The sequence below is a fragment of the Streptomyces sp. YIM S03343 genome, assembly GCF_054729195.1.
On sequence record NZ_JBPUKX010000001.1, the window covers coordinates 5,165,906 to 5,184,080 of the forward strand.

Consider the following 18,175-nt stretch of genomic DNA (forward strand, 5'->3'; position numbering starts at 1 on the left):
ACCGATGGCGCGGCGCATCGACGTGACCGGGGCGGGCGGCGTACGTCTCGCGGCCTGGGACTTCGGGGATCCGCTGAAGACGGATCCGGAGGAGCAGGGACGGCCGGGCGTGCTGTTACTGCACGGGCTGATGGGCCGTGCCTCGCACTGGGCGTCCACCGCCCGCTGGCTGTCCGAGCGGCATCGCGCGGTCGCCCTCGACCAGCGCGGGCACGGGCAGAGCGCGAAGCCGCCGAACGTGTCGTCGTTCACCCGTGACGCCTATGTCGACGACGCCGAGGCGGCCCTCGAACAGCTCGGGCTCGGCCCCGCCGTCCTCATCGGGCACGCCATGGGGGCGCTCACCGGCTGGCAGCTGGCCGCCAAGCGTCCCGACCTGGTGCGCGGGCTGGTCATCTGCGACATGCGCGCGTCGGCGCTGGGCGCGGCCTCGCAGCGGGAGTGGACGGACTGGTTCAAGGCGTGGCCGGTGCCGTTCGCGACGCTCGCGGATGTGCGGAAGTGGTTCGGGGAGGACGATCCCTGGGTGGAGCGGCCCAGTCCGGCGCGGGGGGAGTTCTACGCCGAAGTGATGCAGGAGTCGTCCGACGGGTGGCGGCCGGTGTTCGAGCCCGAGCAGATGCTCAAGTCGCGGGAGACGTGGGTGTACGACGCGCACTGGGAGGAACTGGCGCAGGTGCGGTGTCCGACGCTGGTCGTGCGGGGGCTGGACGGGGAGCTGGGGCGGGCGGAGGCGCAGGAGATGGTGCGGGTGCTGCCGCTCGGTGAGTACGCCGAGGTACTTGATGCCGGGCATCTGGTGTTCTATGACCAGCCGGTCGCCTGGCGGGGGGTTGTGGAGCCGTTCTTGGACGGGGTCCTGGCCGTTTGAGGGACGGGGCGCCCGGTGAGGTGGTCTGTTCTCGCCGTGGGCGGGTGCGGGTGCGTCGTGGTTGTTCGCTCCCCCAAGCTCTCAACTTCGTTCGAGCAGGGAGGTACCCCCATCGCGGCGGAGCCGCATATCGGCACAGCCCCGCGCCCCTGAGGGAGTTGGGGTTGCCCGGCATTGTGGGGGTGCCGCTCCTGTTCCCTGACGCCGCCGGGCCTGCCTCGGGGAGTTGCTTTCTTGCCCCGGCGCGGACCCCCACCGTCAGGCCTTGCTCACCGCCATGAGGATCTCCGGGAGCCGGGATGCTGTGCGCGGGGCCGCTACATGGAGGGAGAGCCAGGTGATGAGGGTGCCGTAGGTGATGCCTGCCGGGAGGACCAGCCAGGTCCAGGTGGGGGTGGCCAGGGTCAGGGCGATCGTCAGGATGATGATCGGGGCGCAGATCAGGGCCGCAGCCACCATGCCGCCGAAGACGGAGAGCCAGGCGAGGCCCTGCTGTCCGGGGGCCACGTTGCGGCGGGCGTCCTGGGGAATGGAGTAGGCGACGAACGCCGAGGTCCACGCGCCGATGGACAACATCGCGCCGAGCAGGGCGAAGGACAGGCCCAGCACCGGCGGGATCCTCGACCAGGCGCCGAGCAGGGCCGCTGTCAGCACCGTGGCGAGGGTGGCGTACGGCAGGGTGATCATCAGCAGGGCGAGGGCTCGGGCGCGCAGCTCGACGTAGGCGTCGCGGGGGGAGGAGATCGTCGCCGCGACCATCCAGAAGGCGGAGCCGTCCTGGCCGTACTGGTTGTACATCTGCATGCCGACCAGCCCCGAGGCGAAGCAGGAGAAGTAGACCGAGCCGGTGCCCTGGAGGGCGTTGAACACCGGGATGATCAGGCCGATCGCGAGCGAGGTCACCCAGGCGGCCTTGGTCTTGGGGTCGCGCCAGATGTAGCGCAGGCTGCGTTCCATGACGGTGCCGGTGCGGCCGGACGGCAGCAGGCGGGCCAGGCCGGAGGGGCCGCGGTCGCGGGCGGCCGGTTCCGCGGCCTGGAGGGTGGAGGCGTCCGGGGCGGTCATGAGCCGGGTCAGCGTGCGGGACCACAGCGTCAGCATCAGCCCCAGGAACGCGATGGTCACCGCGAGCTGGGCGAGGGCGGAGACGTACGATCCCTCGCTCACGGAGTGCACCGCGGCGACCGCCGACGCGGGCGGCACCCAGCGCAGCACGTCCGTCGCCGGGGCGAGTTGTTCGAGGGCGCCCGCGGAGCCCAGGCGCTGCATGCCGAAGTTGACGACCTGTGCCCCGATCGCGATGACGAGTCCGCTGAGCACCGCGAGATCGCGCCCCTTGCGGCTGTTCAGCAGACGGATGTTGGCCGCGGCGACGGCCCGCGCCAGGGCGACGCAGGCCAGCAGGGCGAGGGCGACGGCGATCACCGCGGTGACGAACCCTGCGGGACCCTGGGCCACCGACAGGGCGCAGCCGGTGAGGATCAGCAGGGTGAACAGCGGGCCGATGCCGACGAGGGAGGCCGCGAGCAGTGCCCGGACCAGGGGTCGCGGCCGCAGCGGGAGCATCACGAGACGGGTCGGGTCGAGGGTCTCGTCGCCGTCGGGGACGAACAGCGGCATCACGGTCCAGCCGAGGGCCAGCACGGTCGTCCCGATGACGGCGACGGAGTCGACGTGTGCCCGGCCGCGCAGCACGAGCAGGCCGAGCAGCTGGAGCACGGCGAACAGGATCGCGACGATCGCCGAGACGATGAACGCGGCCCGCCGTCCGCCGGACTGCCGCAGCCCGTTGCGCAGCAGCGACAGCTTCAGCCGTACGACGACGGGTGTGATCGCCGCCGTGTCCGTACCGGCGCTCACCGGGCACCGCCGCCCAGCCAGTCGAGGTCGGAACCCGTGCTCCGGCCGTTCGCGCCGACGAGTTCGAGGAACGCCTGCTGGAGGGTGGGCGCGCTGCCGCGCACCTGGTCGAGGGGGCCGTCCGCCCGGATGCGCCCGGCGGCCATCACGGCCACCCAGTCGCACAGCGACTCGACGAGCTCCATGACGTGGGAGGAGAAGACGACCGTCGCGCCGGAGGCGGTGTAGCGCTCCAGGACGCCGCGGATGATCTGGGCGGACACCGGGTCGACGCCCTCGAAGGGCTCGTCGAGGAAGACGATGTCGGGGTTGTGGAGAAGGGCGACGGCGAGACCGATCTTCTTGCGCATGCCGGTCGAGTAGTCGACGACCAGTTTGTGCTGGGCACCGGCGAGATCGAGCACGTCGAGGAGCTGGGCGGCCCGCTTGTCGACCTCGGCGCCGGGCAGGCCGCGCAGCCGTCCGCTGTAGCCGAGCAGTTCGCGTCCCGACAGCCGCTCGAACATCCGCAGGCCCTCGGGCAGCACCCCGATCCGCGCCTTGACCGCCACCGGGTCGCGCCACACGTCGTGCCCGACGACCTCGACGGTGCCCTGGTCGGGCCGCAGCAGCCCGGTCACCATCGACAGCGTGGTGGTCTTGCCGGCCCCGTTCGGCCCGACCAGGCCGATGAACTTCCCGGCGGGCAGATCGAGATCGATCCCGGCGACGGCCATCTGCTGGCCGAACCGCTTCCAGAGCCCACGCACCCGTACGGCGGCCGTACCGCCCGCCACTGCCTCGGTCATGCGGCACAGAGTACGTCCGGAGGCGGCGGAAAGGATCAGCGCGGACGCCCACGGGACGGCTTTGCCAAGCCGTTGCGGAGCGGGTGGGGGAGAGTTCCGCCGCAGGGCGGGGACCAGGGCATACGGCGGTATCGGGTGCCGGGGGCGCTGGGTGCGCGGGGCGCAGTGGGCCCCGGGGCGTGCGACGGTGCCGGGCGGGGTGCAGGGCGGGGTGCAGGGCGGGGTGCAGGGGCGTCGCCGCGCATAGGGGGCGGCGCACGGTCGAGGTGAGCGCGAGACGGGCTGACCGGAGGTCGGCCTGGCGTGACGGCGGGGCGGGCCGACTGGGGCGCAGGGTCAGGGCTCGCGGCCGCAGGCGTAGGCCAGTGGGGAGATCAGTTCCTCGACGTCGGGGAGCCAGCGGTTGGCCGGGGTGGGGCGGCGGGCCCATTGGACGGCGCCGCCGAGGCCGTAGCGGGTGGGAGGGGCGGGGACGTACGCGCCCTCGCCGAGGGCCAGCAGGTCCAGGGAGGCCGGGGATCGGCCCAGGGTTCGCAGCAGGACCGGGAGTTTGGCCGCGGCGCCGGGCAGGACGAAGAAGCGTATGCGGCGGTCCGGGGACAGGGTGACCGGGCCCAGGGCCAGCTCCATGCGCTCCATGCGGGCCAGCGCGAGGAAGCCCGCGGTCTCGGGCACGTCGAGGGCGTCGAAGGCCCGGCCCGTCGGCAGCAGGATCGACGCCCTGGGCTGCAGCTCCCACAACCGCCGTGCCACGGCCGCACTTCCGGTCGCCAGTGCCGCCCAGTCCCTGCGCGCCGGGTGCGCGCCGGGTGCGGCGCACACCGGGTCGCCGCACGAGCACCACTGCACCCCGTCGCCGGTCTCCAGCCAGACGCCGGGGAAGACGTCCCAGTGACGGTCCGCCACGTACCGTACGGCTGTCTCCAGCAGCGATTCCCCGCGCTGCGTCGGAATGTGCACGGCGTCGGCGCCGGCGGTCATATCTTCCACACCTCACACAACTCCCGTGCCCACCTGGAGTTACGGCCGTATCGCGCGCGGGGGAGGAGCATCGGATCGGTGAACGGGGCGCATGGATGCAAGTACGGGGGCGCGCGGTGAGAAGCAGGGCGCGAGGTGGGTAGCCACGAGAGGGGTCGGCATCCGCCTTTTCCCCAGCAAGGCACAGCAAGGCCCAGCAAGGCAGTCCAAGGCACTCCAAGGCAGTCCAAGGCAGTCCAACGCAGAGCAAGACAGAGCAAGGCCCGGCAAGACACTGCAAGGTACGGCAAGCCTGAGTGATACCTGGCAACTGACAGCAACTCGCAGCAGATCTCAATAAACCTCGCAAGTCCCGCATTGTCTGGTGTCGGCGGGGCATTGATCTTCCCGGCCGGTACTTCCCGCACTCCAGGGGGCGGGAGGGACGGCGGGGAAGACACGTCAACTCGGTGCGTGGGCAGGCACCGCAGCCACAGGGGGTTAACGCCATGGCCGCAAGGCCTCTCGTCGCGCGGCAGCCGAACGAACGGCTGCAGGCGCTCATCCAGGAAGCCGGGTGCTCCAACGCCGGGCTGGCCCGCAGGGTCAACATGTGCGGCGCGGAGCACGGGCTCGACCTGCGCTACGACAAGACCTCCGTGGCCCGCTGGCTGCGCGGCCAGCAGCCGCGCGGACGCGCCCCCGCGATCATCGCCGAGGCGCTGGGCCGCAAACTGGGCCGCACCGTCACCATCGACGAGATCGGCATGGCCAACGGCAAGAACCTCGCGTCCGGCGTCGGCCTCCAGTTCTCGCCGACGGTGCTGGGCGCGATCGAGCAGGTCTGCGAGCTGTGGCGCAGTGACGTGGGGCGGCGGGACTTCCTGTCCGGCTCGTCCGTCGCCTCGTCGGCGCTGGTCGAGCCGAGCCGTGACTGGCTGATCACCGCGCCGGACACCCAGGTGGCGCGGGCGGCGGGGCCGCGGGTCGGGCCGTCCGACGTGGCGGCGGTGCGTGCGACGACGCAGGCGCTCACCGACCTCGACCACCAGTACGGCAGCGGGCATGTCCGCCCGGTCGTCGTGCACTACCTCAACAGCGTCGTCTCCGGGCTGCTCGCCGGGTCGTACCGGGAGGCGGTGGGACGTGAACTCTTCTCCGCCGTCGCCCGGTTGACCGAGCTCGCCGGGTACATGGCGATCGACACCGGGCAGCCGGGCCTCGCCCAGCGCTACTACATCCAGGCGCTACGGCTCGCCCAGGCGGCCGGCGACCGCGGCTACGGCGGCTATGTGCTCGCCGCGTCGATGAGCCACCTCGCCGCGCAGCTCGGCAACCCGCGCGAGATCGCGCAGCTGGCGAGGGCGGCGCAGGAGGGGGCGCGGGGGCGCGTGACCCCGCGGGCGGAGTCGATGTTCCACGCCGCCGAGGCACGCGGGCACGCGCTGCTCGGCGACGCGCGGGCGACCCAGCTCGCGGCCGGGCGCGCGGTGAGCGCGCTGGAAGCGGCGGACCAGGAATCCGGTGACGACCCGGCATGGATCAAGCACTTCGACGAGGCGTACCTCGCCGACGAACTCGCCCACTGCCACCGCGACCTGGGCCAGGCCGAGGCGGCGGCACGGCGCGCGGAGGAGGCCCTCGCCGGGCACCCGGAGAGCCGGGCGCGGCGGCGGGCCATCGGCCACCTCCTGCTGGCCACCGCGCAGGTCCAGCAGCGCGAGATCGAGGAGGCCTGCCACACCGGCACCAAGGCCGTGGAGCTGCTGGAGACCCTCCGGTCCAACCGCGGCGCCGAGTACCTGGACGACTTCCAGCAACGCCTGGAGCCGTACCGGGACGAGCCGGTGGTACGCGAGTTCGGCGCGCGGCTGGAACTCCAGCAGGCGGCGGCGTGAGCGTGAGCGTGCGCGGGTATTGACGGGGGTCTGCGTCTGAGGGTGCGGGTGCGTGGGGCTTGATCGCGCAGTTCCCCGCGCCCCTGGGGGTCCGGCGGTCGGTGGGCACCTGCGGGTGGGTGGGGCTTGATCGCGCAGTTCCCCGCGCCCCTGGGGGCGGGCGGTCGGTGAGCACCTGCGGGTGTGTGGGGGCTGGTCGCGCAGTTCCCCGCGCCCCTTTCGGGGCGTTCGGCCGCGCGGCGGGGTGAACGGGTGTGGGTGCACAGCGGGCCCACAGGTGGCGCCCCGGGGCCGTGAGGGGGCCGGGGGTGAACCCGGCCCGGGGTGTAGGGGCTGCTGCAGCTTCTTGATCTGCTCCAAGGCCTCTGCTGCGTGGCACCGGCCTCGGGGTTGCCGGTAGCGTGTGCCGACGGTTTCGCAGGTCCCCCATTGCTAGGAGTCCCGGTGACGCAGAGCGGACAGGGCGAACTGCCCTCGGCGCAGCCCGCGCACGAAGGCATCGTGCTGCCCTCCGACGGTGGCGACCCGGTGCTGCCCGGGACGACGCCCGCCGTCGGTCAGGCGTGGGGGCAGCCCTGGGGCCCCGACCAGCAGTACCCCCAAGCCGCGCCGCAGACCCAGACCTGGCCCGAGCCGCCCGCGCAGGCCTGGGGCTCGCCCGAGCCCGGCTCCCACCCGCAGCCGCAGCCCGCCGGCGCCTGGGGCGCTGCCCCCGAGCACACCGACGGCATACCCGGCGGGCCGGGCGCCCTGCCGCCCGAGGTACCCCCGGCGCCCCCCGCACCCCACGCCCACCAGGCCCCTGCCTACGGCTACCCCCCGGCGGCCCCGGCCGACGAGGGCGCCACCCAGTACATCCCGCCGATCCCGGCCGTTCCGGCATACGGCGCGCCCGCCGACGAGGGTGCCACCCAGTACATCCCGCCTGTCCCGGCCGGTCCGGCATACGGCGCGCCCGCCGACGAGGGCGCCACGCAGTACATCCCGCCCGTCCCCGCGGGCGGCGCGGACGAGGGCGCGACTCAGTTCCTCCCGCCGGTTCCGTCGGGCGGGCTGCCCCCGGAGATGTCCGGCGCGGCGCCCCACCCCCACCCTGACGCTGCCGAGCCCACGCAGTACATCCCCCCGGTGCCCGCCGGGCCGTACGGCGGTGAACCGCAGCCGCCCGCCGGGTTCGAGAACCTCTTCCGCGGCGAGGCGGCAGCCGACGCCGCGCCCGCTTCCACCCAGCAGCTGCCGCGCGTCCAGTACGACGGCGGGCAGCAGCCGTACGGAAGGGCGTACGCCGAGCCGTCGTACGCCCCGCAGGGCCCGGGCGACTCCGGAGGGCGCGGCGCGGGCCGTGGCGGGGGCCGCGGCTCCGGCTCGCGGGTGCCGCTGATCGCCGCGATCGGCGTCGGCATCGTGGTCGTCGGCGTCGGCGCGGGCGTGCTGATGAGCGAAAGCGGCGGCAGCAGCAACAGCAACGGCGACAAGACCGTCGCGGCCAGCTCCGCCGCGAGCGACGGCGCCTCGCAGCAGGCCGCCGACCCGGCGAAGCAGCAGGCGGTGGCGCTGGACAAGCTGCTGGCCGACAGCGGCGCCAGCCGTACCTCGGTGATCAACGCCGTCGCCAACGTGAAGCAGTGCAACAACCTCGGCGGCGCCGCCTCCGATCTGCGCGCCGCAGCCAAGCAGCGCAACCAGTTGGTCACCCGGCTCTCCCAGCTGTCCGTCGACAAGCTGCCCAACCACGACGCGCTGACCAGCGCCCTCACCAATGCGTGGCAGGCGTCCGCGTCGGCCGACACCCACTACGCGAACTGGGCCGACCAGGTCGCCCGCCAACGCAAGGGCTGCCACAAGGGCGGGGCCCGCACCACGGGCGAGACCCAGGCGGGCAACGCGGCGAGCGGCACCGCGAGCACCCAGAAGACCCAGGCCGCCCAGCTGTGGAACCCGATCGCCAAGCAGTACGGCCTCACCCAGCGCGAGCGCACCCAGCTCTGACGACCACGGTCACGACTACTACGGGCTGAGCACCTCCGTTCCCCGGAGCCGCTCAGCCCGGTCTTCGCCATGCCCGCCGTGGTCACACGGCCACCAAGAAGTTCTCGCACGGTGCCCGAGGCATGGCCTGATCGCCGACGAGGCGGGCGGCCGCGGCAACCTTTTCGCGACGGGTGGCGACTGGGGGGCGTAAGTCCCTTCAGCGGGGCTTCACGCCAGCACGTGAACCACAATCAGGTAAGGACTCCCCTCGTGGCCTCTGCCTCCCACCGCCGGTCTCTCCGCACGCGGCGTGCTCTCGTCGCCTCCGCCGCCGTCGTGGTCGCCGGTGCCGGTGCCGGCTTCTTCGTGATGAACGCGAACGCCGGCGGCACCGACCTCTACCACCAGACGCTGGACGCCAAGGACGGCTGGGCGTCGTCCGGTTCCGGCACGACCGGTGGCTCGAAGGCCGACTCCGCTCACACCTTCACCGTCAGCACCCGCGCGCAGCTCGTGAAGGCGCTGGGCTCGGCGTCCGACACCACCCCGCGGATCATCAAGATCTCGGGCACCATCGACGCCAACACGGACGACTCGGGCAAGAAGCTGACCTGCTCCGACTACGCGTCGGGCACCGGATACTCCCTCTCCGCCTATCTGAAGGCGTACGACCCCTCCAGCTACGGCCGCTCCAAGCTCCCCTCCGGCACGCAGGAGAAGGCCCGCGCCGCCGCCCAGACCGCGCAGGGCAAGAACATCGTCTTCAAGGTGCCGGCCAACACCAGCATCGTCGGTGTGCCCGGCACCAAGGCGGGCATCACCGGCGGCATGCTCCAGATCCAGAGCGTGGACAACGTCATCGTCCGCAACGTGACCTTCTCCGCCACCGAGGACTGCTTCCCGCAGTGGGACCCGACCGACGGCTCCGACGGCAACTGGAACTCGAACTACGACGCCGTCACCCTGCGCGGCGCGACCCACGTCTGGGCCGACCACAACACCTTCACCGACGCGGCGCACTTCGACAGCGCCAATCCGAAGTACTTCGGCCGCGAGTACCAGATCCACGACGGTGAGCTCGACATCACAAAGGGCTCCGACCTGGTGACCGTCGAGCGCAACCAGTTCACCAACCACGACAAGACGATGCTGATCGGCAGCAGCGACACCGACAGCGTCGGCAAGCTGCGCGTCTCCATCCACCACAACGTGTGGAAGGGCATCGTGCAGAGGGCGCCCCTGACCCGTATCGGGCAGGTGCACATCTACAACAACGTCTACGACACGACCACCCTCAACGGATACGCGCCGCTGTACAGCATCAACTCCCGCGCCAAGGCCCAGGTCGTCGCGCAGAACAACTACTGGAAGGTCCCGTCCGACCAGAAGATCTCCAAGCTGCTCAGCGGCGACGGCACCGGCTCGATCGCGGGCAGCGGCAACCTCGTCAACGGCACGGCGACCGACCTCGTCGCCGCCTACAACGCCGCCTCGTCGAAGAAGATCGGCACGACGGTGAACTGGACGCCGACTCTCACCGCCGGCCTGGAGACGTCCGCGAAGAACCTGCCGACGGAGCTGGCGACCACCACCGGCGCCGGGGTCCTGTCCTGACATCGGTTTGAGAGAAGCAGAGGGGGCGGGGGCGGCGGACCATGCAGCCGCCCCCTCTGGCCCCTCAGTCGAGTTCGGCGTCGGCCAGTGTCTTCGTCACGTCGATGACGTCCCGCTGCGACGCGGCCAGCTGGCCCTTCCTGACGATCTGGAGGCTCATGTCGGCGTTGACCAGTCGCGGGAAGCCGACACCGGCCAGTTTGTTGGAAAACTCCCAGTGCAGCGTCGGCGTCAGCCCGCCGGTGCTGATCTTGAGGCCGTTGTCGATGGCATGGCGGACGGCGGTGGACGTGACATCGCCGTCCAGGGACTCGACGACCGCCTTGAACACCGTGTAGGCGATCCATGTCGTCTGCACCCCGGCGTCCGCGGGGTCGATGCGGTTGTCGCCGAAGGCTTTCTCGTTGATGACCTTCTTCATCGGATTCCAGCGGGTGTCCGTGGCGGCCGGGTACCAGCTCGCGATGTACGACCCCTCGTACGGGCTCGACGCCCCGCCCGTCTCGTTGATCACCGTCTGGTCGGCGCTGCCGATCACGGTGCCGGTCTGCACCGCCGGATAGCCGTCGCGGGTACGCCGGAAGGAGTCCATGAAGGTGGCCGTGCGGTCGCCGAGCACGGGCACCACGCAGCCCTTCTCCGTCACGTCGCCGGTGGACCGTCTGAGGGCCTTGTCGGCCTGCGCGGCGTACTCGCTGGCGTCCTCGGGGGCCAGCTGGTCGGCCGCCGCCTTGTGGCCGCCCGCGGTGAGACCCGCGTTCAGCAGCTGGGGCAGCTCGTCGCCCGCGATGCTGTCGGGCCGGACCAGGGTGACGGGACCGCACTGCGAGGCGATCGCCTTGCCGAGACCGGCCAGCAGCACCGGCTGCCCGCCGTTCACGGGGTACGACATGGGGCTGGTGAATTCGCCGTTCGTGACGCCGTAACCCCCTATGTAGGGGATGCCGCCGCTTTCGAGCGGCGGCAGGAAGGACTCGCTGTACTGGCTGTAGGAGCCGACGACGGCCACGACGTTCTCACTGACGGCCCGCCGGGCGCACTTGGCGGCGTCCACGGCGTTGTTGTGATCGTTGCAGGTGAGGACCTTGAGCTTACGGCCGGCCAGACCGCCGTGGGAGTTGATCCAACGGGCGTAGGCGGCGGCCAGGGCGGGCATGCCGGGCTTGTTGGTCGCGTCGGTCTTCTCGGGGGCCCAGGTCATCACGGTGATCGTGTCGTCTCCCGAGCCGCCCAGTCCGGGCACCGTCCCGCATCCGGCGGTGAGCGCGGCGCACACCGCCATGGCGCCCGCGGCCAGCGCGGAGCCTTTTCTGACGGGGCGGGTGGGTATGAGGGGGAAGGTGCTGCGGTTGAGTCGCCTGCCGGTCATGGGTCCACACCATTCCGCCACACGGCCAACCCGGGAGTGACCGAACGTCAAGGAGAGGTGACTGGGAGGTGAATTACAGGGGTCGTTACGGCTTTGCGGCCGGGGCACGTACGATCGGTGACCGTGCAAGGTCCCGTCAGCTCTTCCCGCCGCCCCCGTCGCTCGGTCACCATGGGCGGCATGCCACTCAACGACATGCCGTGGTGGCGCTGGCGCAGCAATGTGCGCTCCGCGCTGCACATGCTCTCCGACCCGGTGTTCCAACGTGATGTCTGGCTGGCGGGCGTCGAGGGCTACGGCGACCTCACCGACGCCGTCTACCGCCTCGTCGAGGACACCTGGCTGGACAACTGGTCCGCCGAGAAGTACGTCGGCACCATCTTCCGCGACTCGCAGGAGGCGGCGCTCGTCGACACGGCGGTGCTGCGGGTGCTGCGGATCATGCACCAGGCCGGGCCCGACGCGCCCGTCTCCACCTACTTCGAGCACCCCGGATGGCCGGAGGCGGTGCGGGCGGCCCGTGACGCGCATGTACGGATGACGATGGCCGACGGCGAGGACCCCGACGTACCCCCGCGCACACTGGAAGTGCTGCGGATCATGACGCGGACCGCGTAGCGACCGAGCGGTGCGGTGCGGTGCGGTGTGGCGCGGCGCGCGTCGATCCGTGCCGCTGGGGTGGCCGGTGGCCGGTCGCGGTCCCGGCTCGCGGACCGGCAGTCCGCCCGGGCCACGGGATATGGGACGCTGTGATGATGAACGAGCAGTCCAGCCCCGTGGTGGCGGCGCGTCCCGCCCAGTACGTCCTCACGCTCTCCTGCCCCGACAAGCAGGGCATCGTGCACGCCGTGTCCAGCTACCTCTTCATGACCGGCTGCAACATCGTGGACAGCCAGCAGTTCGGCGACCAGGACACGGGACTGTTCTTCATGCGCGTCCACTTCACCGCGGAGGCCACCGCGACGGTGGACAAGCTGCGCGCCAGCTTCGCGGCGGTCGGTGACTCCTTCCACATGGACTGGCACATCAACCGGGCCGACGAGCGGATGCGCGTCGTCCTCCTGGTCAGCAAGTTCGGGCACTGCCTCAACGACCTGCTGTTCCGCGCCCGGATCGGCGCGCTGCCGGTGGAGATCGCGGCCGTGGTGTCCAACCACACCGACTTCGCCGAGCTGGTCGAGTCGTACCACGTGCCCTTCCACCACATCCCGGTGACCAAGGACACCAAGGCGGAGGCCGAGGCGCAGCTCCTGGAGATCGTGCGTGAGCAGGACGTCGAGCTGGTGGTGCTCGCCCGTTATATGCAGGTCCTCTCCGACGATCTGTGCAAGCAGCTCAGCGGCCGCATCATCAACATCCACCACTCCTTCCTGCCGAGTTTCAAGGGCGCCAAGCCGTACCACCAGGCGCACGCCCGGGGTGTGAAGCTGATCGGCGCCACGGCGCACTACGTCACCGCCGACCTGGACGAGGGCCCGATCATCGAGCAGGAGGTCGAGCGCGTCGGCCACGACGTCACCCCGGACCAGCTGGTCGCCATCGGCCGCGACGTGGAGTGCCAGGCGCTCGCGCGGGCAGTGAAGTGGCACGCGGAGCGCCGGATCCTGCTGAACGGGCGGCGGACGGTCGTCTTCGCTTGATCTGCGGACGACTCCAGGGCCATCGGGCTCTCCCCGGTGCAGCCTGAGGCTCTGGGGTCGCCCCCGCCGCCCTTTCCCGTCCCGTCCCTGGGGGCTGTGCCCCCAGACCCCCCGTATCGGCCCTTCGGGCCTCGTCCTCAAGCGCCGGACGGGCTGGGAATCGACGGGGCTGGGAATCGACGCGGCTGGGAATCGACGCGGCTGGGAGTCGCTCCGCCCTACAGCCTGCTGAGTGACGCCGCCGCGAACAGTACGTCCCTGATCGCCGCCCGGTCGCCGAGCTGGCCGGCGGCGGCCTCCTCCGGGGAGACGTGGCCGGCGGCCAGGTGGCAGAACTCCACGCCGTCCAGGGCGACATGGGCCACCTCGTGTTCGGCGGAGGGCACGGCGCCCGGGGAGTCGAGCGGAATCAGCCATTCACCGCCGCCCGAGCCCTCGATCTCCAGGCGCAGACTGCGGCCCGGGCTCCCCGCCGTGACGAGCCGGCGCTCCCGGCCCGGCGCCGCCAGACCCGCCTGGCGGCGCGCGGCCAGCACCATGGGCAGCACCCGGGCCGCCAGGTCGATCATCCGGTGCAGATGGCGCGGCGCGGGCGGCTCGTACGGGTAGTCCACCGCCTCCGCGATGTCCTGCGCATGCACCCAGCACTCGAAGGCCCGGTCCAGCAGCGCGTCGCCCAGGGGCAGATCGAAATCGCCGTACGGCACCGTGAGGTGCTCGCCGCTGTCACCGGTGAACGACGCGGTCTGCACCAGGTCGTGGCTCTGTTGCCGCCAGCGCGCCCGTACGGCGCGGGTCGGCGGGAAGTACGAGGCCCGCCAGTACGCCTCCGTGCGCGCCGTCGGTCCCGTGCTCTGCGCGCAGGTCTCGCCGAGCGGGTCGTCGAGGCCCAGGGCGGTCGCGACCAGCCCGTCGACCGACAGCAGATGCGCGATGACCCCGGCGACCGTCGTACGGCGGGAGGCCGGTGCCTCGGCCTCGAACCAGCGCAGCCGCACCGGCGCGTGCCACTCCGAGTCACCGATGTCCTGGAGCAGGGCGTCGAGCCGCGCGGTCTCCGCGTCGTACGGATCCGCCCACCCCGGCACCGGGATACGCGGCGGGCGCAGCTCCAGGCAACTGTCCAGGACCCGGGTGCGCAGGGCCGGGTCCAGGTCGAGGGTCTCGGGCTGCTGGAGCAGACCGACCGCCTCGCGCAGCCGCAGCGCCTCGTCGGCGCAGGGGCCGCAGACGCCGAGGTGGTCCTCCACGGCCGCGGTCTCGGCGGGTGAGCAGGCCGCCAGCGCCCAGGCGCCGAGCAGCGCCTTCAGCACGTCGTGCGGCAGCACGAGCGGGGCGGGGAGTGGTGGTCCGGACGGGGCATCCGCATCATCCGGGTCGTCCGGGTCGGGCAGGTTGTCCAGGTCGGGCAGGGGGAGTCCGGTGTCCTCGACGGAGATGCGGGGCGTCGGGATGCGGGTACGCGGCGGCGGCCCGGCGGGGTCGGGGCTGCCGGGGCCACCGAGTCCGTCCGCACCGTCCGTACCGTCCGTACCGTCGTCGTAGGGGCCGTACTCCTCGAACTCGTCCTCCCCGCTCACGCTCCACCCCCCGACTCCCGCGACCGGCTGCCGGTGTCATGGGCGGTGGACAGGAGCTGGAGGCCGAGGCGCAGCCGCCGGCGGGCCTCGTCCTCGGTGACGCCGAGGTCGGCGGCGGTCTGGCGGTAGTCGCGGCGCTGGAAGTACGCGAGTTCCAGGGCCGCCCGCAGCGGGGTGGGCATGGACTGGACGATGTAGTCGGCGCGGGCGGCGGCCGAGGCGCGGCGCACCGTACGCTCCAGCTCCTCCTCGGAGCCGGGCCCGCCCCGGGCGAGCGCCGCGGCCCCGGTGGCCCGCAGCCGCTGCACCGCGAGCCGGTGGGTCAGCGCGGCCAGCCAGGAGCGCAGCGGTCCCTGCTGGGGGTCGTAGGTCTCCGGGTGCTCCCAGATCCGGGCGAAGACCTCGCGGGTGACGGCGTCGGCTGCCCGCTCGTCGGTGAGCACCCGGCGGGCGAGACCGTGCACCAGGGAGGCGAACCGGTCGTAGAGCTCGCCGAGGGCGGCGGCCTCGCCGCACACGAGCCGCTGCTGCATCTTGCGGTCCCAGCGGAGCGGCGCGTCCTGCTGCATCTGCGGCCCCCTCCCTCTACGCGTGTCTGCCCCGTCCTGAATGTAGTCGGCACGACCAGCGGCGCACGCCCCTTTGTGGCAATGTGCGCCCCCCACGGCGCCGTAGGTGGTAGGGGAACTCCGGTAACTTGACGCAAGATTGAACAAGAACGGGGATGACCGAAACAAATCCTTCATTGATCGTTTTTGGTTTGTCGGGTTGCGTTTCAGGGAACGGCCGGTGGGCAGCTGCGCGGACAGAAGCGTAGGAACTCCTTCCGTTTCCGGGTGGTTTCGGGATGTTTCAGGTGGTTCCGCAAGTTCCGGCGAGCGGAGGGCGTTGGCCGTGGCGTTGAAGGTGACCGGCGACGAGGAGTGCGGGTGGGCCGTGCTCCGGGTGGTGGGGGAGCTGGACCTGGTGACCTCACCGACCCTGCGGCAACGGGTGCACGAGGCGGTGGCGGAAGGTCATCACAGGCTGGTCGTCGATCTGTCCGGGGTGTACTTCTGCGACTCCAGCGGCGTCGGTGTGCTGATCGCGGCCCGGCGCCTGATCCGCTCCTGCCAGGGCCGGCTGCGCATCGTGCTCCCGGCCGACGGCGACAGCGAGGCCTCGCACGTCAACCGGGTGCTGGGCGCGCTGGGTGTACGGCGGCTGTTCACCGTCTTCCCGGACGTGGACAGCGCGGTCGCCGGGGAGGCGGACCCCCTCTCGGCCTGACGGCCCGGCTGGACGGCCTGGCTTGATGGCCCGGCCCGACGGCACTGCCACTGCCCGACGGCACTGCCCGGCCGTGTGGCCGGATCACACTGTTGTCCCGGAATTCCCCCGGTCTTGGCACAAAAGTCGTTTTCGGGCTCGCGGACCGTGCCCGGCGTCGTACGCTCCGTGCCAGATGACCCTACGTGACGTGAGGCGGCCCGAAACACATGGTCAGCAGCGAATACGAACGCAGGATCGCGGCCAGGTTCGCCACTTTCGACCAGGACGGCAACGGCTGGATCGACCGGGAGGACTTCAGCGGGGCGGCCAAGGCGCTGCTCGCGGAGTTCGGCACCGCGGCCCGCTCGGACAAGGGGCAGGCCCTGTACGCCGGTGCCGAGGCGTTCTGGCAGGGCATGGCCGGGATGGCCGACCGGGACGGCGACCAGCGAATCAGCCGGACCGAGTTCGTGACCGGCGCGGTCAAGCGGCTGCGCGACAACCCGGACCGGTTCGGCGAGATCGCCCGCCCGTTCCTGCACGCGGCTCTCCTCCTGGTCGCCGCCCCGGACGGCACAGCGACGGTGGACGACACCGCGCGGGTGCTCAGGACCCTCGGCGTACGGGAGGACGTCGCGAGCGCGGTCGCCGCCGGGCTCGACGCCGACGGCGACGGCAGGGTGGGCGAGGCGGAGATCGTGCCCGCCTTCGCGCGCTACTTCACCGTGCCCGAGTAGGAGCAGCCGTCACCAGGGGCCTCGCGCGGCTGAGTACAGGGACCTCACGGGGCTGAGCACAGGCACCTCACGGGGCTGAGTACCGCTCCCGCAGCTTGTACTTGAGCACCTTCCGCAGTGTCTCGCCCCGCGGAAGGGCGTCCACCACCTCCAGCTGCTCCGGCAGCTTGTGCACCGACAGCCCTTCCGCCCGCAGATACGACGTCACCGCGCCGAGCGTCAGCGGCTCGGCGCCCGGCCGCTGTTCCACCACCGCGCACACCCGCTCCCCGCGCTCGGTGTCGGGCAGCCCGATCACGGCGGCGTCGCCGACGGCGGGGTGGGCGGCGAGCAGGTCCTCGATCTCCTTCGCGGAGATGTTCTCGCCCTTGCGGATGATGACGTCCTTCAGCCGCCCGGTGAGCACCAGATGCCCGCTGCCGGTGAGCCGGCCGAGGTCACCGGTGCGCAGGAAGCCGTCCGCGTCGAACGCCTCGGCACTCTGCGCCGGGTCCAGATACCCCTGGCATACGGCCTCCCCGCGCAGCCTCACCTCGCCGTCGACGATCCGTATCTCCATGCCCTCCGGCGGGCGCCCCTCGGTCGTGGCGAGATTCTCGGCCGTGTCGTCCGGCGCCCCCATGGTGATCATCGGCACCTCGGTCATGCCGTAGCCGTGGGTGAGCTGCACGCCCATCTCGCGGACCACGGCGTGATACACCTCGGGCGGCTTGGGCGCGCCGCCGCCCGCGAGCAGCCGCAGCGTCGGGATGACCTTCTCGCCGGGCCGCTTGCGCTGTTCGGTGAGGAACATCGAGTAGAACGCCGTCGATCCGCCCGCGACCGTCACCCCGTGCCGCCGGTAGCCCTCCAGTGCCTCGGGCAGCGCGAACTGCTCGAACATGACTGCGGGGAAGCCGTACAGCAGCAACATCACCGTGTAGTCGGGACCGGCGATGTGCGCGTACGGGAAGGCCATCGACCCCACGTCGTGCGCCGTCAGCCGCAGCGCGTGGGCGAGGCAGGAGCCGCCCGCGATCAGTGAACGGTCCGTGTGCAGCACGCCTTTGGGGTCGGAGGTGGTGCCCGACGTCCAGTAGATCCAGCGGACCGAGGTGCCCTCGGCGGGCGCCGGCGGCAGGATAGCGGGGTCGCCGTCGGGCAGGGAGCCGGGGCCGTACGCCTCGAAGATCCCCTTCGCGTCGAGCCGCCGGGCCATCTCCGTGTGGTCGAAGCCGCGCCACACACCTGGTACGGCGAAGTACTCGGCCTTCGACTCCCGCAGCGCGAAGCCGACTTCGCGGTCCCGATAGTAGGGGATCACCGGCGACTGCACGGCGCCGAGGCGGGCCAGCGCGAAGGACAGCACGGCCGTCTCGATCCGGGTGGGCAGTTGCCAGGCGACGACGGTGCCGGTGCGCACGCCCATGCCGTACAGCCCGGCCGCCGTCCGCTCGGCACGGTCACGCAGACCGGCGAAGGTCAGCGTGCGGTCGTCCTGGAGCAGGACGGGGCGGTCGGGGGTGAGCGCGGCGCGGCGGTCCACCAGGTCCCAGAGGGTGCGGGAGGTGCTCAGGGTGTGCGCGGTGTCGGTCACTTCGGCCCCCTGCGTGGCTGATAGCTGACGGGCTGTCAGATCATGCGGCAGAGCGTAGGG

General features: G+C 71.8%; 15 protein-coding genes. 8 read left to right on the top strand and 7 right to left on the bottom strand.

Annotated features, from left to right (window positions below; all coding sequences use genetic code 11):
* The first annotated feature begins 4 nt into the window (after positions 1 to 4).
* Positions 5 to 871 (top strand): alpha/beta fold hydrolase, encoded by an 867-nt coding sequence (locus tag ACSYGN_RS22550; RefSeq protein WP_460398380.1) that lies wholly within the window; start codon positions 5 to 7, stop codon positions 869 to 871.
* A 258-nt stretch (positions 872 to 1,129) separates the two neighbouring features.
* Here ACSYGN_RS22550 and ACSYGN_RS22555 read toward each other — a convergent pair whose 3' ends face one another.
* The 3 genes from ACSYGN_RS22555 to ACSYGN_RS22565 form a co-directional block, all read right to left on the bottom strand.
* Positions 1,130 to 2,731, bottom strand: coding sequence for a transporter (locus tag ACSYGN_RS22555; RefSeq protein WP_460398382.1), 1,602 nt, complete (start codon positions 2,729 to 2,731; stop codon positions 1,130 to 1,132).
* Positions 2,728 to 3,519, bottom strand: coding sequence for an ABC transporter ATP-binding protein (locus ACSYGN_RS22560; protein WP_460398384.1), 792 nt, complete (start codon positions 3,517 to 3,519; stop codon positions 2,728 to 2,730). The genes ACSYGN_RS22555 and ACSYGN_RS22560 overlap by 4 nt, the downstream gene beginning before the upstream one ends.
* A 336-nt stretch (positions 3,520 to 3,855) precedes the next feature.
* The gene (locus ACSYGN_RS22565) at positions 3,856 to 4,500 is read right to left on the bottom strand and encodes a bifunctional DNA primase/polymerase (protein ID WP_460398387.1); all 645 of its coding nucleotides are present in this window, start codon (positions 4,498 to 4,500) and stop codon (positions 3,856 to 3,858) included.
* Positions 4,501 to 4,988: 488 nt separating this feature from the next.
* Between ACSYGN_RS22565 and ACSYGN_RS22570 the strand changes: the two genes are divergently transcribed.
* From ACSYGN_RS22570 to ACSYGN_RS22580, 3 genes are all read left to right on the top strand, one after another.
* Positions 4,989 to 6,377 (top strand): transcriptional regulator, encoded by a 1,389-nt coding sequence (locus ACSYGN_RS22570; RefSeq protein WP_460398389.1) that lies wholly within the window; start codon positions 4,989 to 4,991, stop codon positions 6,375 to 6,377.
* Between the two features lie 444 nt (positions 6,378 to 6,821).
* Positions 6,822 to 8,366: a hypothetical protein gene (locus tag ACSYGN_RS22575; RefSeq protein WP_460398391.1), complete on the top strand. Its 1,545-nt coding sequence runs from the start codon at positions 6,822 to 6,824 to the stop codon at positions 8,364 to 8,366.
* Between the two features lie 252 nt (positions 8,367 to 8,618).
* The gene (locus ACSYGN_RS22580) at positions 8,619 to 9,962 is read left to right on the top strand and encodes a pectate lyase family protein (RefSeq protein WP_460398393.1); all 1,344 of its coding nucleotides are present in this window, start codon (positions 8,619 to 8,621) and stop codon (positions 9,960 to 9,962) included.
* A 64-nt stretch (positions 9,963 to 10,026) separates the two neighbouring features.
* Here the strand turns inward: ACSYGN_RS22580 and ACSYGN_RS22585 are convergent, their stop codons facing one another.
* The gene (locus tag ACSYGN_RS22585) at positions 10,027 to 11,331 is read right to left on the bottom strand and encodes an ABC transporter substrate-binding protein (RefSeq protein WP_460398395.1); all 1,305 of its coding nucleotides are present in this window, start codon (positions 11,329 to 11,331) and stop codon (positions 10,027 to 10,029) included.
* Positions 11,332 to 11,448: 117 nt separating this feature from the next.
* On the opposite strand from ACSYGN_RS22585, the gene ACSYGN_RS22590 reads away from it, so the two are divergent.
* Together ACSYGN_RS22590 and purU are read left to right on the top strand one after the other, a co-directional pair.
* Complete coding sequence (locus tag ACSYGN_RS22590; RefSeq protein WP_460398397.1) at positions 11,449 to 11,949, top strand: SCO4402 family protein; 501 nt, start codon at positions 11,449 to 11,451, stop codon at positions 11,947 to 11,949.
* A gap of 137 nt (positions 11,950 to 12,086) precedes the next feature.
* Positions 12,087 to 12,971: a formyltetrahydrofolate deformylase gene (gene purU / locus ACSYGN_RS22595; protein ID WP_460398399.1), complete on the top strand. Its 885-nt coding sequence runs from the start codon at positions 12,087 to 12,089 to the stop codon at positions 12,969 to 12,971.
* Between the two features lie 218 nt (positions 12,972 to 13,189).
* Here the strand turns inward: purU and ACSYGN_RS22600 are convergent, their stop codons facing one another.
* Together ACSYGN_RS22600 and ACSYGN_RS22605 are read right to left on the bottom strand one after the other, a co-directional pair.
* Positions 13,190 to 14,551, bottom strand: a complete 1,362-nt coding sequence (locus ACSYGN_RS22600) for a maleylpyruvate isomerase N-terminal domain-containing protein (protein ID WP_460398401.1) — start codon at positions 14,549 to 14,551, stop codon at positions 13,190 to 13,192.
* Positions 14,548 to 15,120: a sigma-70 family RNA polymerase sigma factor gene (locus ACSYGN_RS22605; RefSeq protein WP_460398403.1), complete on the bottom strand. Its 573-nt coding sequence runs from the start codon at positions 15,118 to 15,120 to the stop codon at positions 14,548 to 14,550. Before ACSYGN_RS22605 ends, ACSYGN_RS22600 begins: the two co-directional genes overlap by 4 nt.
* Positions 15,121 to 15,439: 319 nt before the next feature.
* On the opposite strand from ACSYGN_RS22605, the gene ACSYGN_RS22610 reads away from it, so the two are divergent.
* Both ACSYGN_RS22610 and ACSYGN_RS22615 read left to right on the top strand, forming a co-directional pair.
* Complete coding sequence (locus ACSYGN_RS22610; protein ID WP_460398405.1) at positions 15,440 to 15,820, top strand: STAS domain-containing protein; 381 nt, start codon at positions 15,440 to 15,442, stop codon at positions 15,818 to 15,820.
* Between the two features lie 209 nt (positions 15,821 to 16,029).
* Complete coding sequence (locus ACSYGN_RS22615) at positions 16,030 to 16,539, top strand: EF-hand domain-containing protein (RefSeq protein ID WP_460398407.1); 510 nt, start codon at positions 16,030 to 16,032, stop codon at positions 16,537 to 16,539.
* A 67-nt stretch (positions 16,540 to 16,606) separates the two neighbouring features.
* On the opposite strand, the gene ACSYGN_RS22620 is transcribed toward ACSYGN_RS22615, so the two are convergent.
* Positions 16,607 to 18,115: a class I adenylate-forming enzyme family protein gene (locus ACSYGN_RS22620; RefSeq protein WP_460398409.1), complete on the bottom strand. Its 1,509-nt coding sequence runs from the start codon at positions 18,113 to 18,115 to the stop codon at positions 16,607 to 16,609.
* Positions 18,116 to 18,175: the final 60 nt, after the last annotated feature.

What these genes read in the sequence shown, in the direction of transcription:
- ACSYGN_RS22550 (WP_460398380.1), top strand. Translation starts at nt 5, where the DNA reads ATGGCGCGGCGCATCGACGTGACCGGGGCGGGCGGCGTACGTCTCGCG.
- ACSYGN_RS22560 (WP_460398384.1), bottom strand. Translation starts at nt 3,519, where the DNA reads ATGACCGAGGCAGTGGCGGGCGGTACGGCCGCCGTACGGGTGCGTGGG.
- ACSYGN_RS22565 (WP_460398387.1), bottom strand. Translation starts at nt 4,500, where the DNA reads ATGACCGCCGGCGCCGACGCCGTGCACATTCCGACGCAGCGCGGGGAA.
- ACSYGN_RS22570 (WP_460398389.1), top strand. Translation starts at nt 4,989, where the DNA reads ATGGCCGCAAGGCCTCTCGTCGCGCGGCAGCCGAACGAACGGCTGCAG.
- ACSYGN_RS22585 (WP_460398395.1), bottom strand. Translation starts at nt 11,331, where the DNA reads ATGACCGGCAGGCGACTCAACCGCAGCACCTTCCCCCTCATACCCACC.
- purU (WP_460398399.1), top strand. Translation starts at nt 12,087, where the DNA reads ATGAACGAGCAGTCCAGCCCCGTGGTGGCGGCGCGTCCCGCCCAGTAC.
- ACSYGN_RS22605 (WP_460398403.1), bottom strand. Translation starts at nt 15,120, where the DNA reads ATGCAGCAGGACGCGCCGCTCCGCTGGGACCGCAAGATGCAGCAGCGG.
- ACSYGN_RS22615 (WP_460398407.1), top strand. Translation starts at nt 16,030, where the DNA reads ATGGTCAGCAGCGAATACGAACGCAGGATCGCGGCCAGGTTCGCCACT.